Origin of the sequence: Acidovorax sp. M14, assembly GCF_049331375.1 — a bacterium.
GTDB lineage: Bacteria > Pseudomonadota > Gammaproteobacteria > Burkholderiales > Burkholderiaceae_C > Acidovorax.
Genome location: NZ_CP186263.1, coordinates 2,342,111 through 2,358,146, shown reverse-complemented (window position 1 = coordinate 2,358,146; position 16,036 = coordinate 2,342,111). Strand labels below are relative to the sequence as shown.

Sequence of the window (16,036 nt, the reverse complement as noted above, 5' to 3'; positions counted from 1 at the left end):
GGTTGACCGAGCATGACTGCCGCCAACCCCACTGCTGACGCCGCAGGCCAGGCCCTCGCTCCGGCGGCGCCTGCTGCGGTGTCGCCCCCTGCGGCGCCACCCGGCCCGCCCGCTGCCTATCCGCCACTGCAGGGCACCGCCTTGCTGCTGGGCACGCTGTCGTTGTCGCTGGCCACGTTCATGAACGTGCTGGACTCGTCCATCGCCAACGTCTCCATCCCCGCCATTGCCGGTGACCTGGGCGTGAGCCCCGGCCAGGGCACCTGGGTCATTACCAGCTTTGGTGTGGCCAATGCGATCTCGGTGCCGCTCACTGGCTGGCTCACGCAGCGCTTTGGCGCGGTGCGGCTGTTCACCATGAGCGTGCTGCTTTTCGTGCTGACCTCCTGGCTGTGCGGCTTTGCGTCGTCGCTGGAGATGCTGGTCTTCTTCCGCGTGCTGCAAGGCCTGGTGGCCGGGCCGATGATTCCGCTGTCGCAAACGCTGCTGCTGGCCAGCTACCCGCGCGCTCTGGCGGGCACTGCCCTGGCCCTGTGGGGCGTGACCACGCTGGTGGCGCCGGTGGTGGGGCCGCTCTTGGGCGGGTGGATCACCGACAACATCTCCTGGCCGTGGATCTTCTACATCAACGTGCCCGTGGGCCTGCTGGCCGGGGTGCTGACCTGGGGCATCTACCGCAAGCGCGAAACGCCCATCCGCAAGCTGCCGATTGACACCGTGGGCCTGAGCCTGCTGGTGCTGTGGGTGGGCGCGCTGCAACTCATGCTCGACAAGGGCAAGGAGCTGGACTGGTTTGCCTCGGGCGAGATCATCACCCTGTGTGTGGTGGCCGTGGTGGCGTTCGCCGTATTCCTGGTGTGGGAGCTGACCGAGAAGCATCCGGTGGTGGACCTGAAACTCTTCAAGGGCCGCAACTTCACCTTTGGTGCGCTGGCGCTTTCGGTAGCCTATGCGCTGTTCTTCGGCAACGTGGTGCTGCTGCCACTGTGGCTGCAGCAGTGGATGGGCTACACCGCGACCTCGGCCGGCATGGCGCTGGCGCCGGTGGGCGTGTTTGCCATCCTGCTCACACCGCTGGTGGGCCGCAAGGTCGGCCAGTGGGACCCGCGCCGCATGGCCACGGGCGCGTTCATCGTGTTCAGCACGGTGCTGTGGATGCGCTCGCAGTTCACGGTGCAGACGGACTTCATCCACATCCTAATCCCCACCCTGCTGCAGGGTGCGGCCATGGCGTTCTTCTTCATTCCGCTGACCACGCTGACGCTGGCTGGCGTATCGCCAGACCGCATCCCGGCGGCGGCAGGCTTGTCGAACTTCGTGCGCATCACCGCCGGGGCCATGGGCACGTCGATTGCCACCACGCTGTGGGAGAGCCGCGCCGCCATGCACCACGCGCACCTGACCGAAGGGCTGGTGCAAGGCCAGGGCGTGTTCGCGCAGACGCTGGACGGCTTGATGGCCTCTGGCCTCACGCAAATGCAGGCACTGGCGCAGATCAACCGGCTGATCGACCAGCAGGCCTTCACCCGCGCGGCCAACGACATCTTCCTGGGCTCGGCAGGTCTGTTCCTGCTGCTCATCGGGCTGATCTGGCTGACCAAACGCCCGGCACGCACCGGCGGCGCGGGCGCGGCAGACGCTGCGGGCGCCCACTGAGCCCGTCCGCCGCGTGCCAGGGGCCTCGCGGCGGACACTACAGGCCAAAACGGCCGCAAGCGCCAGGGGATTATGCGCTGGTAGCTATCATTTTTGACATGGCTGCGCAGTGAGTCAGCGGGGCCGCGCCCCGCTGCAGTCCGCGCATCCCACAGCCGGTGTCGGAAATCCCTGACCGCGCGGCGGGCGCGGCACCTGCGGGCAGTTCGCGGGGTGCACCCAACAATGCACTCACCGCAAACCACTCCAACAAGGAACTGCCATGTCACTCTCGCTGATTCTTCTGATCGTTCTGATCCTCATCCTGGTCGGCGCGCTGCCCACCTGGGGCCACAGCCGCTCGTGGGGCTACGGGCCCAGCGGCGGGATTGGTCTGGTGGTGCTGATCCTGGTGATCCTGCTGCTGATGGGACGGATATGACGGGTATCTGAACTCCCGGTACACGCCACACAGCGTCTGCCCAGGGGAAGTTTTCAAATGCACACAAGGGCCCTTTCGAGGGCCCTTTGTTTTGGGCGCTTTGTAGGGAGCGCGAGGTCTTGGGGCTACCCAGCCTCGGCCAGAAACGCCTAAATGATCAATTTGCATAAAAAATACAATTAAATTGATAATATTGGCATTTCAATCATTTATTTGATATAAACGATAAATTCAAAGAATTGCCGTACCACCCCCACCATGCCCTTTTCCCCCTCCGCCATTGGCAACATGCGGCAGTTTCAAATCCGCCTGCTGCGGGGCATCCTGCTGGCCAATGTGGCTTTTGAGCTGCTGTTGCTGGCAGCGGGCGCGGCTGGGCTGGTCGCCACACCCGGGTCATGGAGCCTCACCCTGGGAGCAGGCACCGTGTTCATGGCAGCGTTGTGGTGGGCCCTGCGCCGCTGGCCCCAGGTCTATGTTCCAGTGGCACTCATCCAGACCCTGATCGGGATGGCACTTTTTACCTATGCCCTGTGGCAGCCCCTGGGGCACGAGCTGCGCGCCGTGTGGTTCCTGATCGGCGTGGGTGCGGCCTACCTGCTGCTGGGGCGCGCGGCGGGTGTGGGCTACACCGCCGCGACCTTGGCCATCGTGCTGGGCAGCAACGGCATGCAAAGCGCGCCGTATTCGCTGCACGCGCTCATCATCTTCACGCTGGCTTTGTCGCTGAGCAGCCTGTGTTTTTACCTGTTCGTCAGTGAGGCGCTGCGCCTGTACCAGCACCTGTCCGATCGGGACCAGCAGTACACCTTGCTGACCGAAGGCGCCGCAGAAGTCATCTGGCGGATCAACCCCGACATGACGGTGGCGTACGTAAGCCCCGCCGACGAACGGGCGCGCGGCGTGCCTGCCCGCGACGTCATCGGAAAGTCCATCTTCAAAGCCCTGACGCCCGAGGGTGCCGAAGCACTGAGACAGGCTGTGCGCGAGCGGCAGCAACTGCTGACACTGCCCATGCGCTGTGCCAATGGCAGTGTGCGCTGGTTCGAGATGTCCAGCCGCCTGTACCGCGACGCCTCGGGCCAACCCGCCGGTTACCACAGCATCGGGCGCGACGTGACCGCCCGGCGGGAGCTGGAGCAGGCATTGCAGGCCGAGCGCGAGCACCTGGAGGCCCGGGTCAAGGAGCGAACGGCGGCGCTGTCCGTCGCCAAGGAGGCGGCCGAGGCCGCGCTCAATACCAAGCGGATCTTTCTGGCGAACATCGGGCACGAGTTGCGCACGCCCATGACCCTAATCCTGGGCATGACCGAGCTGGTGCGCAACCGCACGCAGGACGAACGCCTCAAGCCCATCCTGAACAACGTAATGGACGCGGCCACGGGCCTCACGCGCATGCTCAACGACCTCATCGACCTGGCCGCGCTGGAAACACGCCAGGTAGCGTTTCAGTTCGCCCCCCTGTCGATGCCCGAGCTGGCAGCCGATGCCTTGCAGCTGCTGGAGCCGCAGGCGCGCCAAAAGGGGCTGCAAATGTTCATGACCATCGACGGCGAGGGCAGCACGGCCCACCACGTGGGCGATGCCGAGCGCATTCAGCAAGTGCTGGTCAGCCTGCTGGATAACGCCGTGAAGTTCAGCCGCTCAGGCGCTATCCGCCTGGCCCTGCACACCGAGCAAGACACGCCGGACTCCACCGTATGGCGTCTGCGCGTCACCGACGAGGGCATCGGAATTGCGGCGGGCGACCAGCATCGCATCTTCACCTTGTTCGAGCAGGTGGACGGATCGACCACCCGCAGCTTCGAGGGCGCCGGGCTGGGGTTGGCGCTGTGCAAACGCCTGGTCGAGGGCATGGGCGGCAGCCTGGGTGTGGAGAGCGAGCCGGGCAAGGGCAGCAGCTTCTGGGTGTTGCTGCCGCTGCCCAAAGTGACCTGAGCGAGCCAGAACCCTGCAGTGCAGAGGGTCCAGTCAAACCGTGTGCGTGCGCCGCTCGGCCAGGCCAAACGCTGACGACAGGGCAGCAAACTCGTCCTTGCCCACGGTGCCATCGGCGTTGCCCGCACGGTCCATCACCTGCAGCACGGCCTGCGCAAAGGGGTCGGTAGTTGCCTGCTGGCCCCTGGTGCGCGCAAGACCCTTGAGGAATTCATCGTGGGTGATGACGCCGTCCTTGTCGGCATCAAAGCCTGCGGTGATCTGCTGCTTCTGGTCGTCGGTAGCGCCAAACCGCGTCAGCAGCGCCTGGAAATCGTCCTTGGACACCGCACCCGCTGCACGGCCACCGGGCAGTGCCGCTGTGGTCTGACCCGATGAACGACCCACGGCGGCTACCGTTTCCGCAGATGTCCCTTGAGTAGCCAACACGCCCTGCCCCGCCATGCCCGCCAGCGTCTGCGCCTCGGGGCTGAGCGTGACCACGGCCGAGGGCTCGGGCGCTGCCGCCTCGCCCCCACGCCGCGCAGACGCCTTGCCCGCGCCGCTGGCGGCTGCATTGAAAATCATCGACGCCACCGATGCGAGGCCGGAAATGAGAGGGGACATCGCCATGAACTCCTGTGTGGCGACCGCGTTGGCGACCCCATCCATCCGGAGTCCGCCGCATCGCCCAGGGCCACAAGGTTACGCGCCTGCCGCCCAGGCAATGGCGGGATCAGCGGGGGCTAAAGGGGCGAGTTTGGCCCCTCATGCAAGAGCGCCCCACTGCTCACGCTTCACGCATAGCCTGGGCCAAAGGCCACAAACTCGCCAGCGAGCGACCCCGCCACCTGCCCCTGGTAGTGCAGCGCTGCGGCCTGCGTGATCCGGCCCAGCCCCTTGCGGCGGATCATGCGGGTGAACGGCTCCCAGGCCGGCCGCGATGGCGCCAGGGCTACAGCCGTGAAGTTGCCGTCAATGGGCATGAGGTAGTCCATGGTGTTGCGCTGGATCACCAGCCGGCTGCCCAGCCCCTCAGCGGTGAGCCCCAGGTGCAGCATCGACCAGGCCGCCAGAATGGCCACAGCGGATGCGCTGCCCCCAAACACCGTTTCGCGGTGGTTAATGTTGGGCGCCAGGGGCGCCGTCAGCACCACTTGCTGCAACGATGCCTCCACCACGGTGATCTGCATGGCTTGGGACAGGGGGATGTGTTGGTGCAGGTAGGTTTGCAGTTCTGAAGGAGTCACAGGATTTCCCACTAAAAAGTGCCAAGCGCTGACCCTATCAAAACGCCGCACAGCGTCCAACGTGGTGCAGCGCAGCACTTGGCTACCACCGCCGCAACGGGTCGGTTTCAAAAGCCCGGGTCACGGTGAACGATGTGCACGACCTCAGCCCTTCCGTGCACCAGCCAGTGCCGCAGGTGCGCCGCCAGAAATGCAGGCCGCACATCAATGCCCTCCAGCTCGTCCGGCCCGAACCACGCGAACTCCAGCGCGCGCGAGCCCTCGACGCCCGCATAGGGCCCCGGGCGCGACAACAACAGGCTTCCGGGCAGCGGAATAGCGTGCAAATACAGCCCGATCTCGTGGTACGCGGTGCCAGCGTACGTGAAGAAGTTTTCCACCACACAGGCCAGCGGGCCGGGCTCCACGGGCTGGCCCAGTTCTTCCTGCAGTTCTCGGACCAGGGCTTGTGCCGCCGTCTCCCCCGCATCGATGCCACCGCCGGGCAACGCCCAGAAAGCGTCGCCCACCACCCGGTGCAGCAGCACGCGGCCCTCGCTCTGGATCAGCGCCGCTGCGCGTTGGCGCACGCGAAGCGGGCTGGGATGTGGCATGGGGTTCAAGACTCAGATCCTGATTGATTCTTCACTTCCATCCTTTGCCCTCCGATATCAAGCCAAAATGGCCTCTAGCGCTTACCTCAAAAGCGCAAACAGCTATTAATACAGTAGCAAAAGCAATTCACTGTCCATCCGCAGGCGGCAATAGCAACCCTTGCTGCGCCGCCACCGCTTCGCGCAAAAACGCCCAGGTAGCCTGCATGCGGGCCACATGTTTGTTGTCGCCCGGCATGGACATCCAGAAGGTGCGCTGAAAGCGTGCCACCCCTGGCAATACGGGCACCAGCGACGGGTCTTGCGCCGCCACAAAGGCGGGCAGCACTGCCAGCCCCGCCCCCACGCGGGCGGCTTCGTACTGGGCGAGGATGCTGGTGCTGCGCAGCGCGAAGTGCGCGGGGCGGTGCAGCTCGTCCAGAATCTGCAGTTCCTTGCTGAACAGCAGATCGTCCACGTAGCTGATGAAGGTGTGGCCCCGCAGATCGTCTGGCGTGTGGATGGGGGCATTGCGCTGCAGGTAGCTGCGCGCTCCATACAGTTGCAGCACGTAGTCGGTGAGCTTCACGACCACCACCGCACCGCGCGCCGGGCGTTCCAGCGAGATGACGATGTCCGCCTCGCGGCGCGACAGGTGTACCAAACGCGGCAGCGCCAGCAGGTCCACCACCAGGCCGGGGTGGTCCAGCGCAAACCGGGCCAGCTGGGGCGCCAGGATCAGGTTACCGAAGCCCTCGGTGGTACCGATGCGCACCAGGCCATGCAGGCCCTGGCGCACGCCGGGTGTGGCGTTTTCCACCGCCAGAAAGGCGGCCTCCATGGCCTCGACCTGGGGCAGCAGCGCGCGCCCGGCCTCGGTCAGCCGGTGGCCGCCGGCCTCGCGTGCAAACAGGGCGGAGCCCACCTGCTTTTCGAGCGCCTGCAGGCGGCGCGCCACCGTGGTGTGGTCCACGGCCAGGCGGCGCGCGGCCCCCACCAACGTGCCAGCGCGGGCCAGTTCCAGAAAGTAGCGCAGGTTGTCCCAGTCCATGGCGTCACCGGGCCCGCCGTGCAGCGCGTCCGTCCAGCGGCTCGCTGGGCGCACGGCTGAGCGCGTTGTTGCCCCGCACCAGCGTGCGCAGCATGTCCATGAACACCGCGCGCTGTTCGGGCGCGAGGGGTTCGAGCATGCGCTCCTGCGCGCGCAGCATGCCGGGCTCCACCTCTTCCAGCACACGCTGGCCTTCGGGCGTGAGGGTCAGCAGACGCACGCGGCGGTCTTCGGGGTGGGCATTGCGCTGCATCAGCCCGCGCGACTCCAGCCGGTCGATCACGCTGCCAATGGTGGAGGTATCAAAACCAATGGTGCGCGCCAGCGTGCGCTGGTCGATGCCCGGCTCGCGCCCCACGGCATACAGCGCAGCGTATTGCACAGGGGTGATGCCCGTGGCCTGCGTCTCCTCCAGAAACACGGCCACCGCAATCTGCTGCAGGCGGCGGATATGGAAACCAGGGAGGTTGTCGATCTCTACGGACATGAATCTAGGGTTTCTACCGATCTTGATGCGGGTCATTTTAGGCCCTACACTAATTATCAGTGTACTTTTGATATGTATACGGCTTATTGATCCACGTCAGTGGCACAACGGATGGAGACAGCGGCAATGACAGTTTTGAACACTCCCACGGCGCCCGTCCTGGTCGCTGGCGGCGGCATCGGTGGCGTGGCAGCAGCGCTGGCCCTGGCACGCCAGGGCTATGCGGTCAAGGTGCTGGAGCAGGCTCCGCAGCTCGGCGAGATCGGCGCGGGCATCCAGCTGGGCCCCAACGCTTTTGCCGCGTTCGACGCCCTGGGCATTGGCGAGCTGGCGCGGGCCCGCGCGGTCTACACCGACGAAATGGTGATGCATGACGCGCTGGACGAACACCTGGTCGGCCGCATCCCCACGGGCGAGGCTTTTCGCCAGCGCTTTGGCAACCCGTACGCCGTGATCCACCGCGCGGACATCCACACCTCGCTGCTGGAAGGGGCCAAAGCGCACGGCAACATCGAGACACTGACCGGCACGCGCATCGAGCGCGTGGAGCAAACCGGTGACACCGTCACCGTGTACGACCAGCATGGCGTGGCGCACCGGGGCCAGGCCCTGATTGGTGCGGATGGCGTGAAGTCCGTCGTGCGCCAGCAATACGTCGGCGATGCCGCCCGCGTGTCGGGCCATGTGGTGTACCGCGCCGTGGTGGAAAAGAACGACTTCCCCGAAGACCTGCGCTGGAACGCCGCCAGCATCTGGGTCGGCCCCAACTACCACCTGGTGCACTACCCGCTGCGTGGCGGCGAGCAGTACAACGTGGTCGTGACCTTCCACAGCCGCGAGCAGGAGGAATGGGGCGTGCGCGAGGGCAGCCGCGAAGAGGTGCAGAGCTACTACCGCGACTGCTGCCCGCGCGCCCACCAGCTGATCGACATGCCCAAGAGCTGGAAACGCTGGGCCACCGCCGACCGCGAGCCCATCGGCCAGTGGACGTTTGGCCGTGCCACCTTGCTGGGCGATGCCGCCCACCCCACCCTGCAGTACTTGGCCCAGGGCGCCTGCATGGCGCTGGAAGACGCGGTGACGCTGGGCGAGGCTCTCAAGCGCTGCCAACACGACTTCCCCCAGGCGCTGTCGCTGTACGAGCGCTCGCGCGTCGCCCGCACGGCACGCGTGGTGCTGTCGGCACGCGAAATGGGCCGAATCTTTCACGCCCAGGGCGTGGAGCGCCTGGTGCGCAACGACCTCTGGAAGGGCCGCAGCCCTGAGCGTTTTTACGACGCGATGGAGTGGCTGTATGGCTGGAAGGTCGACAACTGCCTGGCCGACTGAGCCAGCCGGGCGCCTTGCCCCATCGATCTTCTCCCCTACCCCCACATTCAACCCAAGGAATTCCCATGAGCGAGATGGATCCCGTACCGTCCCCCGTTCGCCTGTCCGCCGTGGCGGCCCCTGGCCAGCCCGAGCCCACCCCCGCGCTGGAGCAGCTGTACCGTGGCTTTGAGCAGGAAATGCTGGTGCCGCTGTGGACGCAGATCGGCGACCTGATGCCCCCCCATCCGCAGAGCAAGGCCAGCGCCCACCTGTGGCGGTGGGACCGGCTGGTGCCGCTGGCCGATGAAGCCGGCCGCATCGTGCCCGTGGGGCGCGGGGGCGAGCGCCGGGCCATCGCCCTGGCCAACCCGTCCCTGGGCGGGCGGCCCTTTGCCACCCCCACGCTGTGGGCGGCCATCCAGTACCTGATGCCGGGCGAAGACGCGCCCGAACACCGCCACACACAGCACGCGTTCCGCTTCATCGTGGAGGGCGAAGGGGTGTGGACCGTGGTCAATGGCGACTCGGTGCGCATGTCGCGCGGCGACTTCCTGCCCCAGGGCGGGTGGAACTGGCACGCCCACCACAACGCGGCCGACAAGCCCATGGCCTGGATCGACGGGCTGGACATTCCGTTCGCCTACTACACCGAGTCCCAGTTCTTCGAGGTGGGGCGCGACGCCATCAGCCCGGCAGAGCGGATCACGCCCATGCTCTCACGCTCCGAACGACTGTGGGCGCATCCGGGCCTGCGCCCGGTGTCGCAACTGCAGGACCAGCCCGTCACCCCCATGCTGGCCTACCGCTGGGTGGACACCGACAAGGCCCTCAACGAACAACTGGCGCTGGAAGCCGAGGGCCACCCCGCCACGCTGAGCCCCGGCCACGCCGCAGTGCGTTACACCAACCCCACCAATGGCCGCGACGTGCTGCCCACCATCCGCTGCGAGATGCACCGCGTGAGCAGCGGCGCCACCACCCGCACGCGCCGCGAGGTGGGCTCGTCGGTGTTCCAGGTGTTTGACGGCCAGGGCACTGTGAAGGTGGGAGACCACCAGTGGCAGGTGCGCCGTGGGGACATGTTTGTGGTGCCGTCCTGGCAGCCCTTCACCGCCCAGTGCGATGCCGGCCAGCCCTCGCTGGATCTGTTTCGCTTCAGCGACACACCGATTTTTGAGGCCGTGCATGCCTGGCGCGAACAAATCGAGCCTGCCTGACAACAACCCCGCCCCATTCATTCCTTGCAGCGTCTGCCCGCCCACGCGGGTGGGCCCTGCACTCCTCTTCGACCGGAAGCCCCGATGACTGCTACCTCTTACCTCTGGACCCCACCGCCCGTTCAATCGTTGCCAGTGCGCGGCAGCGCGCAGCGCCTGCCCATCCACCGCCTGTTCTTTGTGGGCCGCAACTACCACGCGCATGCTGTCGAGATGGGCCGCCCCGTGGACAAAAGCGTGGAGCGCCCCTTCTACTTCACCAAGGCGCCCCAGACACTGACCGCATCGGGCGCCACCGTGGCCTACCCGCCCGAGACGCAGAACTACCACTTCGAGATGGAACTGGTCGTGGCGATTGGCAAGGCCGGGTTCCGCATCCCGGCCGAGCAGGCGCATGAGCACATCTACGGCTACGCCTGCGGCCTCGACATGACCCGCCGCGACCTGCAACTGGTGGCGCGCGACAAGGGTCGCCCCTGGGACCTGGGCAAGGACGTGGAGCAATCCTCCGTGGCGAGCGAGGTCGTGCCCATGCCGGGCCAGGTGATCGAGTCCGGCGTGATCGAGCTGTCGGTCAACGGCGCGGTCAAGCAGCAGTCCAACGTGGACAAGCTGATCTGGAACATCCGCGAGATCATTGCTGACCTCTCGCTGTTCTACCACCTGCAGCCCGGCGACCTGATCTACACCGGCACGCCCGAAGGCGTGGGCGCCGTGGTGCCAGGCGACCACATCACCGGCCGCGTGGAGGGTGTGGGCGAAATCGCGCTGACCGTGGGCCAACCCGCATAAACCGAGGACCGCCCCATGAAGCTCTACAGCTTTTTCCGCAGCGGCACCTCGCACCGCCTGCGCATCGCGCTCCACCTCAAGGGCCTCACGCCCGACTACGTGCCGGTGGACCTGCGCGTCGACGAGCAGGCCGAAGCACCGTTCAAGGCCATCAACCCGCAGGGCCTGGTGCCGGCGCTGGAGCTCGACAACGGCCAGGTGCTGATCCAGTCACCCGCCATCATCGAATGGCTGGAAGAGCGCTATCCCACGCCCGCGCTGCTGCCTGCCGACCCGCTGGCCCGCGCCCAGGTGCGCGCACTGGCCGCCATCGTGGGCTGCGATGTGCATCCCATCAACAACCGCCGCATCCTGCAAACCCTGCGCAAACAGTTCGGCGCGGACGAAGCCGCCATCAACGCCTGGTGCGCCACCTGGATCGCCGCCGGGTTTGACGCCATCGAAGCCCTGCTGGCCCAAGACACCACGCGCGGCAGCTACTGCTTTGGCGGCGCGCCTAGCCTGGCCGACGTGTACCTGATTCCGCAGGTCGAAAGCGCCCGCCGCTTCGGCGTGGACATGGCCGCCTGGCCGCTCATTCGCGCAGTGGATGCCGCTTGTGCCGAGCTGCCCGCCTTTGCCCGCGCCGCCCCTGCGGCCCAGCCAGACGCCTGACGCAGCAAAACACCGCAGACACCACCGGCACACCCGCATTCATCACTACAACCAGGAGACAAACCATGCCCGCCTTCCCATCCGCCACTTCGGCGCCCCACCACCACGCCACCCTGGCCCCGCAGCGCGGCCTGCGCCGCCGTGCGTTCACCACCGCAGCCCTGCTGCTGGGCGGCGCCAGCGCCACCGGCCTGGCCCGGGCCCAGAGCAGCGCGCCCGCCTTTCCCACCAAGCCGGTCACCGTGGTCACCGCCTTCGCTGTGGGCAGCGGGCCCGATGCGGTGCTGCGCCTGGTGGCCAACAAGCTGTCGGTGGCCTGGAAGCAAAGCGTGACGGTGGACAACCGCCCCGGCGGCGGCGGTTTCATCGCCATCGAAGCCGCGCGCCGCGGCGCACCCGACGGACACACCCTGCTGCAGCTGGACAGCGAACACCTGTCCGCCCTGCCCCACCTCTACAAGCAACGCAACTTCCAGACGTTACAGGTCTTCGACCCGGTGGCGCCGCTGTTCCGCACGCCGTTCCTGGTTGCGGTGCCCACGCAGTCCCCCTGGAAGAACATGGGCGACCTGATTGCAGCTGCCAAGAAGGGCCAGGGTGCGGTGAGCTACGGCTCGTGGGGCGTGGGCAGCCCGGGCCACCTGGGCGGTGAGTGGCTGGACCTGGTGGACGGCACACAGATGACCCACGTGCCGTTCCGCGAGGTCAGCCAACTGTTCACCTCGGTTGCCAATGGCGACCCGGCCTGGAGCCTGGCCAGCATTCCGTCCAGCCAGGGCATCTACAAGGCCGGCAAGATCCGCTACCTGGCCGTGGCGGGGCCGCGCCGCATTGCGCAACTGCCCGATGTGCCCACGCTTGCCGAGGCCGGTGGCCCCGCGCAGGTGGATGTGAACTCGTTCGTGTCCCTGCTCGCCGTCAAAGGCGTGCCCGCACCGGTGCGTGCGCAGATCCACGCCGATGTGCTGAAGGTGCTGCAAGAGCCCGAAGTGCGCGAGAAATTCAACACCTTTGCGTTCGAGCCCCTGTCGTGGTCGGTCGAAGAAATCCAGCGCCAGGCAGGGGTCAAGTCCGAGCAGTACAAGCTGCTGATCCAGAAAGCCAACATCAGCCTGGAGTGACGGCCAGGGGCCTTGCGCCTGCACAAACTGCCGAATGACTCTCGCGCCCGCCTGGGGCCTTGCACCGCACATACGGACAAGGCCCCGGGCGGGCGCTGTGCCGTGAGGCAGTTCAAGCAGAGTGACGATGTGCAAATATGCAAAAACAAAGTGCAATTTTCTCTATTGCACCAGCAATTTCGCACAGCTAACATGGCGCGGTTCGAGGCACCTTGCCGCACCCCTGCACGCATTTTTTCCAGGAGACACACACCCATGAACGCACCCACTTCCCAGGCCGTGCTGGCCCCCACCGTCAAGCTGTTGATCGGCGGCCAGTTCGTCGAATCCAAGACCACCGAATGGCGCGATGTGGTGAACCCCGCCACGCAAGAGGTGCTGGCCCGCGTGCCCTTTGCCACGCAGGACGAAATCAATGCCGCCGTGGCCTCGGCCAAGGAAGCGTTCAAAACCTGGAAGAAGACCCCCATCGGCACCCGCGCCCGCATCTTCCTCAAGTACCAGCAGCTCATCCGCGAGAACATGGCCGAGCTGGCTGCCATCCTCACGGCCGAACAGGGCAAGACCTTGCCGGACGCCGAAGGCGACGTGTTCCGTGGCCTCGAAGTGGTGGAACACGCCGCCAGCATCGGCAACCTGCAACTGGGCGAGCTGGCCAACAACGTGGCCGGCGGCGTGGACACCTACACCCTGCTGCAGCCCCTGGGCGTTTGCGCAGGCATCACCCCCTTCAACTTCCCGGCCATGATCCCGCTGTGGATGTTCCCCATGGCCATTGCCACGGGCAACACCTTCGTGCTCAAGCCGTCCGAGCAAGACCCCATGGTGACCATGCGCCTGTGCGAGCTGGCGCTGCAAGCCGGCATCCCCCCTGGCGTGCTGAACGTGGTGCACGGCGGCGAAATGGCTGTGAACGCCATCTGCGACCACAAGGACATCAAGGCGATCAGCTTTGTGGGCTCCACCAAGGTGGGCACGCACGTGTACAACCGCGCCAGCCTCAACGGCAAGCGCGTGCAATGCATGATGGGCGCCAAGAACCACGCCATCGTGATGCCTGATGCCAACAAGGAACAAACCCTGAACGCCCTGGCCGGTGCCGCCTTTGGCGCTGCAGGTCAGCGCTGCATGGCGCTGTCGGTGGTGGTGCTGGTGGGCGAGGCACAAAAGTGGATTCCCGAGCTGGTCGAGAAGGCCAAGACGCTCAAGGTGAGCGCTGGTGTGGAAAAGGGTACGGACGTGGGTCCGGTCGTCTCGTGCGCTGCACTGTCGCGTGTGGAAGGCCTGATCGAGCGTGGCATTGCCGACGGCGCCAAGCTGGAACTGGACGGCCGCAAGCCCCAGGTGGCCGGCTACGAAAAAGGCAACTTCGTGGGCCCCACGGTGTTCAGCGGCGTCAAGCCCGGCATGGCCATCTACGACCAGGAAATCTTTGGCCCTGTGCTGTGCCTGTCGGCCGCTGCCGACATTGACGAAGCCATCGAATTCATCAACAGCAACCCCAACGGCAACGGCACCGCCATCTTCACCCAGTCGGGTGCGGCGGCGCGCAAGTTCCAGGAAGAGATCGACGTGGGCCAGGTCGGCATCAACGTGCCAATCCCTGTGCCAGTGCCGCTGTTCTCGTTCTCGGGCTCGCGCGCTTCCAAGCTGGGCGACCTGGGCCCCTACGGCAAGCAGGTCGTGTTGTTCTACACGCAGACCAAGACCGTGACGGCGCGCTGGTTTGATGACAGCACCATCTCGCATGGTGTGAACACGACGATTAGTCTGAAGTAACCCCCTGAGCGGCTTCGCCGCTTCCCCCTTTCTCTGCATCGCTGCGCGATGAGGAAGGGGGACGCCACCCGTGCGGCGGGGCGGCCCTTGCACGGTGGCACTGACCTGGGCCCCGCCGGTTTCAACGACTGCGCGCGGTGGTAAAAGCGGGGCATGCAAATTGATCTGACAACGATGCGGAGATGGTCCATGGTCTTCGGTGCTGCGTGCGCGATGCTGGTGGGTGCCAATGCCCACGCGCAGGCCGGTGCGGCCTGCAACCCCGGTGGTACCGTGGAAGAAACCAACGCCTGCGCCGTGCAAGCCTTCCAGGCGGCCGATACCGAGATCGCCGTCCTTTACGGCGACGTGATGCGCGCCCTGTCGGCCCACGAGCGGCCCCAGCTGCGGCAGGAGCACACCGCCTGGCAGCGCGAGCGCACCACGCGCTGCAAGCAGGCCCAGCGCAGCAACGAATCGCAACCCCAGTGGCCGCGCCTGTACCACGAGTGCCTCACGGCCGAGACCCAGGCGCGCCGCAAAGGCCTGATGCGCTGGCTGACGCTGGATCACCCGTCCGCCAAGCCATGAACACGCCCCACCCCAAAACAACAAAAAGCCAAGAGACAGAACACCATGGACTTTGAACTCACCGAAGAGCAGCGCGCCTTTGCCCAGACTGCGCGCGACTTTGCCCAGGCAGAGCTGGCACCCCACGCCGCGCACTGGGACGAAGAAGGCATCTTCCCCAAAGAAGCCATCGCCAAGGCGGGCGAGCTGGGCTTTTGTGGCCTGTACGCCCCCGAAGCCGCCGGTGGCCTCGCCCTGCCACGCCTCGACGCGACGCTGGTCTTCGAAGAAATGGCGGCGGTAGACCCATCCACCACCGCCTTCATCACCATCCACAACATGGCCACCTGGATGCTGGGCACCTGGGCCACACCCGCCGTGCGCGACCACTGGGGCCCACTGCTCACCACCGGCGAAAAGCTCGCCAGCTACTGCCTGACCGAACCGGGCGCAGGCTCCGACGCCGCGTCGCTCAAGACCCGCGCCGAGCTGGTGGGCAACGAATACGTCATCAACGGCGCCAAGGCCTTCATCAGCGGCGCAGGCAGCACCGATGTGCTGGTGCTCATGGCCCGCACCGGCGATGCGCAATCGGGCGCGGGCGGCATCAGCGCCTTTGCCGTGCCCGCCGATACGCCCGGCATCAGCTACGGCAAAAAGGAACAGAAGATGGGCTGGAACAGCCAGCCCACGCGCACCATCAGCTTTGACAACGTGCGCATCCCTGCCGACCACCTGCTGGGCCGCGAGGGCGAAGGCTTCAAGATCGCCATGAAGGGCCTGGACGGCGGCCGCATCAACATCGCCACCTGCTCGGTGGGCGCAGCCCAAGGCGCGCTCAACGCCGCGCAGCAGTACATGCAAGACCGCAAACAGTTTGGCAAACCCATCGCCAGCTTCCAGGCCCTGCAGTTCAAGCTGGCCGACATGGCCACAGAACTGGTCGCAGCGCGCCAAATGGTGCGCCTGGCCGCCAGCAAGCTGGACGCCGGTGCGCGCGACGCATCCACCTACTGCGCCATGGCCAAGCGCTTTGCCACCGACGCAGGCTTTACCGTGGTCAACGAGGCCCTGCAACTGCACGGCGGCTACGGCTACATCCGCGAATACCCGCTGGAGCGCCTGCTGCGCGACGCACGTGTGCACCAGATTCTGGAAGGCACCAACGAAATCATGCGCGTGATCATTGCGCGGCGCATGCTGGACGGGGATGCCACCGAGGCCATCCGGTAGCTACTAAATTCATAGCTATCCAGGCA

At 66.2% G+C, this 16,036-nt stretch carries 16 protein-coding genes; 11 read left to right on the top strand and 5 right to left on the bottom strand.

Annotated elements, in window-relative coordinates:
* Positions 1 to 12: 12 nt before the first annotated feature.
* From ACOYR4_RS10795 to ACOYR4_RS10785, 3 genes are all read left to right on the top strand, one after another.
* Positions 13 to 1,656, top strand: coding sequence for a DHA2 family efflux MFS transporter permease subunit (locus tag ACOYR4_RS10795; protein ID WP_296339865.1), 1,644 nt, complete (start codon positions 13 to 15; stop codon positions 1,654 to 1,656).
* Between the two features lie 262 nt (positions 1,657 to 1,918).
* Positions 1,919 to 2,077 carry a DUF3309 family protein gene (locus ACOYR4_RS10790; RefSeq protein WP_007856361.1) on the top strand — a complete coding sequence of 53 codons (159 nt, stop codon included), beginning with the start codon at positions 1,919 to 1,921 and terminating at the stop codon, positions 2,075 to 2,077.
* 258 nt (positions 2,078 to 2,335) lie between these two features.
* Positions 2,336 to 4,015 (top strand): PAS domain-containing sensor histidine kinase, encoded by a 1,680-nt coding sequence (locus ACOYR4_RS10785; RefSeq protein ID WP_422849513.1) that lies wholly within the window; start codon positions 2,336 to 2,338, stop codon positions 4,013 to 4,015.
* Between the two features lie 33 nt (positions 4,016 to 4,048).
* On the opposite strand, the gene ACOYR4_RS10780 is transcribed toward ACOYR4_RS10785, so the two are convergent.
* The 5 genes from ACOYR4_RS10780 to ACOYR4_RS10760 all read right to left on the bottom strand — a co-directional run bounded on the left by ACOYR4_RS10780 (position 4,049) and on the right by ACOYR4_RS10760 (position 7,354).
* Positions 4,049 to 4,621, bottom strand: a complete 573-nt coding sequence (locus tag ACOYR4_RS10780; RefSeq protein WP_422849512.1) for a hypothetical protein — start codon at positions 4,619 to 4,621, stop codon at positions 4,049 to 4,051.
* 170 nt (positions 4,622 to 4,791) lie between these two features.
* The gene (locus ACOYR4_RS10775; RefSeq protein ID WP_422849511.1) at positions 4,792 to 5,244 is read right to left on the bottom strand and encodes a YiiD C-terminal domain-containing protein; all 453 of its coding nucleotides are present in this window, start codon (positions 5,242 to 5,244) and stop codon (positions 4,792 to 4,794) included.
* A 107-nt stretch (positions 5,245 to 5,351) separates the two neighbouring features.
* Positions 5,352 to 5,837: an NUDIX hydrolase gene (locus ACOYR4_RS10770; RefSeq protein WP_422849510.1), complete on the bottom strand. Its 486-nt coding sequence runs from the start codon at positions 5,835 to 5,837 to the stop codon at positions 5,352 to 5,354.
* 127 nt (positions 5,838 to 5,964) lie between these two features.
* Positions 5,965 to 6,867, bottom strand: coding sequence for a LysR family transcriptional regulator (locus ACOYR4_RS10765; RefSeq protein WP_422849648.1), 903 nt, complete (start codon positions 6,865 to 6,867; stop codon positions 5,965 to 5,967).
* Between the two features lie 4 nt (positions 6,868 to 6,871).
* A complete protein-coding gene (locus ACOYR4_RS10760) occupies positions 6,872 to 7,354 on the bottom strand; it encodes a MarR family winged helix-turn-helix transcriptional regulator (RefSeq protein ID WP_110958762.1) in 483 nt (160 codons plus the stop codon).
* Between the two features lie 126 nt (positions 7,355 to 7,480).
* Here ACOYR4_RS10760 and ACOYR4_RS10755 point away from each other — a divergent pair, with 126 nt between their 5' ends.
* The 8 genes from ACOYR4_RS10755 (at position 7,481) to ACOYR4_RS10720 (ending at position 16,010) form a co-directional block, all read left to right on the top strand.
* Positions 7,481 to 8,683, top strand: a complete 1,203-nt coding sequence (locus tag ACOYR4_RS10755) for a 3-hydroxybenzoate 6-monooxygenase (RefSeq protein WP_015014223.1) — start codon at positions 7,481 to 7,483, stop codon at positions 8,681 to 8,683.
* A 65-nt stretch (positions 8,684 to 8,748) separates the two neighbouring features.
* Positions 8,749 to 9,882: a cupin domain-containing protein gene (locus ACOYR4_RS10750; protein ID WP_015014224.1), complete on the top strand. Its 1,134-nt coding sequence runs from the start codon at positions 8,749 to 8,751 to the stop codon at positions 9,880 to 9,882.
* Between the two features lie 84 nt (positions 9,883 to 9,966).
* A complete protein-coding gene (locus ACOYR4_RS10745) occupies positions 9,967 to 10,674 on the top strand; it encodes a fumarylacetoacetate hydrolase family protein (protein ID WP_422849509.1) in 708 nt (235 codons plus the stop codon).
* Positions 10,675 to 10,689: 15 nt separating this feature from the next.
* Positions 10,690 to 11,328, top strand: coding sequence for a maleylacetoacetate isomerase (maiA, locus tag ACOYR4_RS10740; protein ID WP_422849508.1), 639 nt, complete (start codon positions 10,690 to 10,692; stop codon positions 11,326 to 11,328).
* Positions 11,329 to 11,393: 65 nt separating this feature from the next.
* Positions 11,394 to 12,449 carry a Bug family tripartite tricarboxylate transporter substrate binding protein gene (locus ACOYR4_RS10735; protein ID WP_422849507.1) on the top strand — a complete coding sequence of 352 codons (1,056 nt, stop codon included), beginning with the start codon at positions 11,394 to 11,396 and terminating at the stop codon, positions 12,447 to 12,449.
* Positions 12,450 to 12,704: 255 nt separating this feature from the next.
* Complete coding sequence (locus ACOYR4_RS10730) at positions 12,705 to 14,228, top strand: CoA-acylating methylmalonate-semialdehyde dehydrogenase (protein ID WP_291444726.1); 1,524 nt, start codon at positions 12,705 to 12,707, stop codon at positions 14,226 to 14,228.
* A gap of 189 nt (positions 14,229 to 14,417) precedes the next feature.
* Positions 14,418 to 14,798, top strand: a complete 381-nt coding sequence (locus tag ACOYR4_RS10725; protein ID WP_422849506.1) for a lysozyme inhibitor LprI family protein — start codon at positions 14,418 to 14,420, stop codon at positions 14,796 to 14,798.
* A gap of 45 nt (positions 14,799 to 14,843) precedes the next feature.
* Positions 14,844 to 16,010, top strand: a complete 1,167-nt coding sequence (locus ACOYR4_RS10720; RefSeq protein WP_422849505.1) for an acyl-CoA dehydrogenase family protein — start codon at positions 14,844 to 14,846, stop codon at positions 16,008 to 16,010.
* The last annotated feature ends 26 nt before the right edge of the window (positions 16,011 to 16,036 follow it).

Coding starts and splice junctions, on each gene's coding strand:
- ACOYR4_RS10795 (WP_296339865.1), top strand. CDS start 13: ATGACTGCCGCCAACCCCACTGCTGACGCCGCAGGCCAGGCCCTCGCT.
- ACOYR4_RS10790 (WP_007856361.1), top strand. CDS start 1,919: ATGTCACTCTCGCTGATTCTTCTGATCGTTCTGATCCTCATCCTGGTC.
- ACOYR4_RS10785 (WP_422849513.1), top strand. CDS start 2,336: ATGCCCTTTTCCCCCTCCGCCATTGGCAACATGCGGCAGTTTCAAATC.
- ACOYR4_RS10780 (WP_422849512.1), bottom strand. CDS start 4,621: ATGTCCCCTCTCATTTCCGGCCTCGCATCGGTGGCGTCGATGATTTTC.
- ACOYR4_RS10770 (WP_422849510.1), bottom strand. CDS start 5,837: ATGCCACATCCCAGCCCGCTTCGCGTGCGCCAACGCGCAGCGGCGCTG.
- ACOYR4_RS10765 (WP_422849648.1), bottom strand. CDS start 6,867: ATGGACTGGGACAACCTGCGCTACTTTCTGGAACTGGCCCGCGCTGGC.
- ACOYR4_RS10760 (WP_110958762.1), bottom strand. CDS start 7,354: ATGTCCGTAGAGATCGACAACCTCCCTGGTTTCCATATCCGCCGCCTG.
- ACOYR4_RS10755 (WP_015014223.1), top strand. CDS start 7,481: ATGACAGTTTTGAACACTCCCACGGCGCCCGTCCTGGTCGCTGGCGGC.
- ACOYR4_RS10750 (WP_015014224.1), top strand. CDS start 8,749: ATGAGCGAGATGGATCCCGTACCGTCCCCCGTTCGCCTGTCCGCCGTG.
- ACOYR4_RS10745 (WP_422849509.1), top strand. CDS start 9,967: ATGACTGCTACCTCTTACCTCTGGACCCCACCGCCCGTTCAATCGTTG.
- maiA (WP_422849508.1), top strand. CDS start 10,690: ATGAAGCTCTACAGCTTTTTCCGCAGCGGCACCTCGCACCGCCTGCGC.
- ACOYR4_RS10735 (WP_422849507.1), top strand. CDS start 11,394: ATGCCCGCCTTCCCATCCGCCACTTCGGCGCCCCACCACCACGCCACC.
- ACOYR4_RS10730 (WP_291444726.1), top strand. CDS start 12,705: ATGAACGCACCCACTTCCCAGGCCGTGCTGGCCCCCACCGTCAAGCTG.
- ACOYR4_RS10725 (WP_422849506.1), top strand. CDS start 14,418: ATGGTCTTCGGTGCTGCGTGCGCGATGCTGGTGGGTGCCAATGCCCAC.
- ACOYR4_RS10720 (WP_422849505.1), top strand. CDS start 14,844: ATGGACTTTGAACTCACCGAAGAGCAGCGCGCCTTTGCCCAGACTGCG.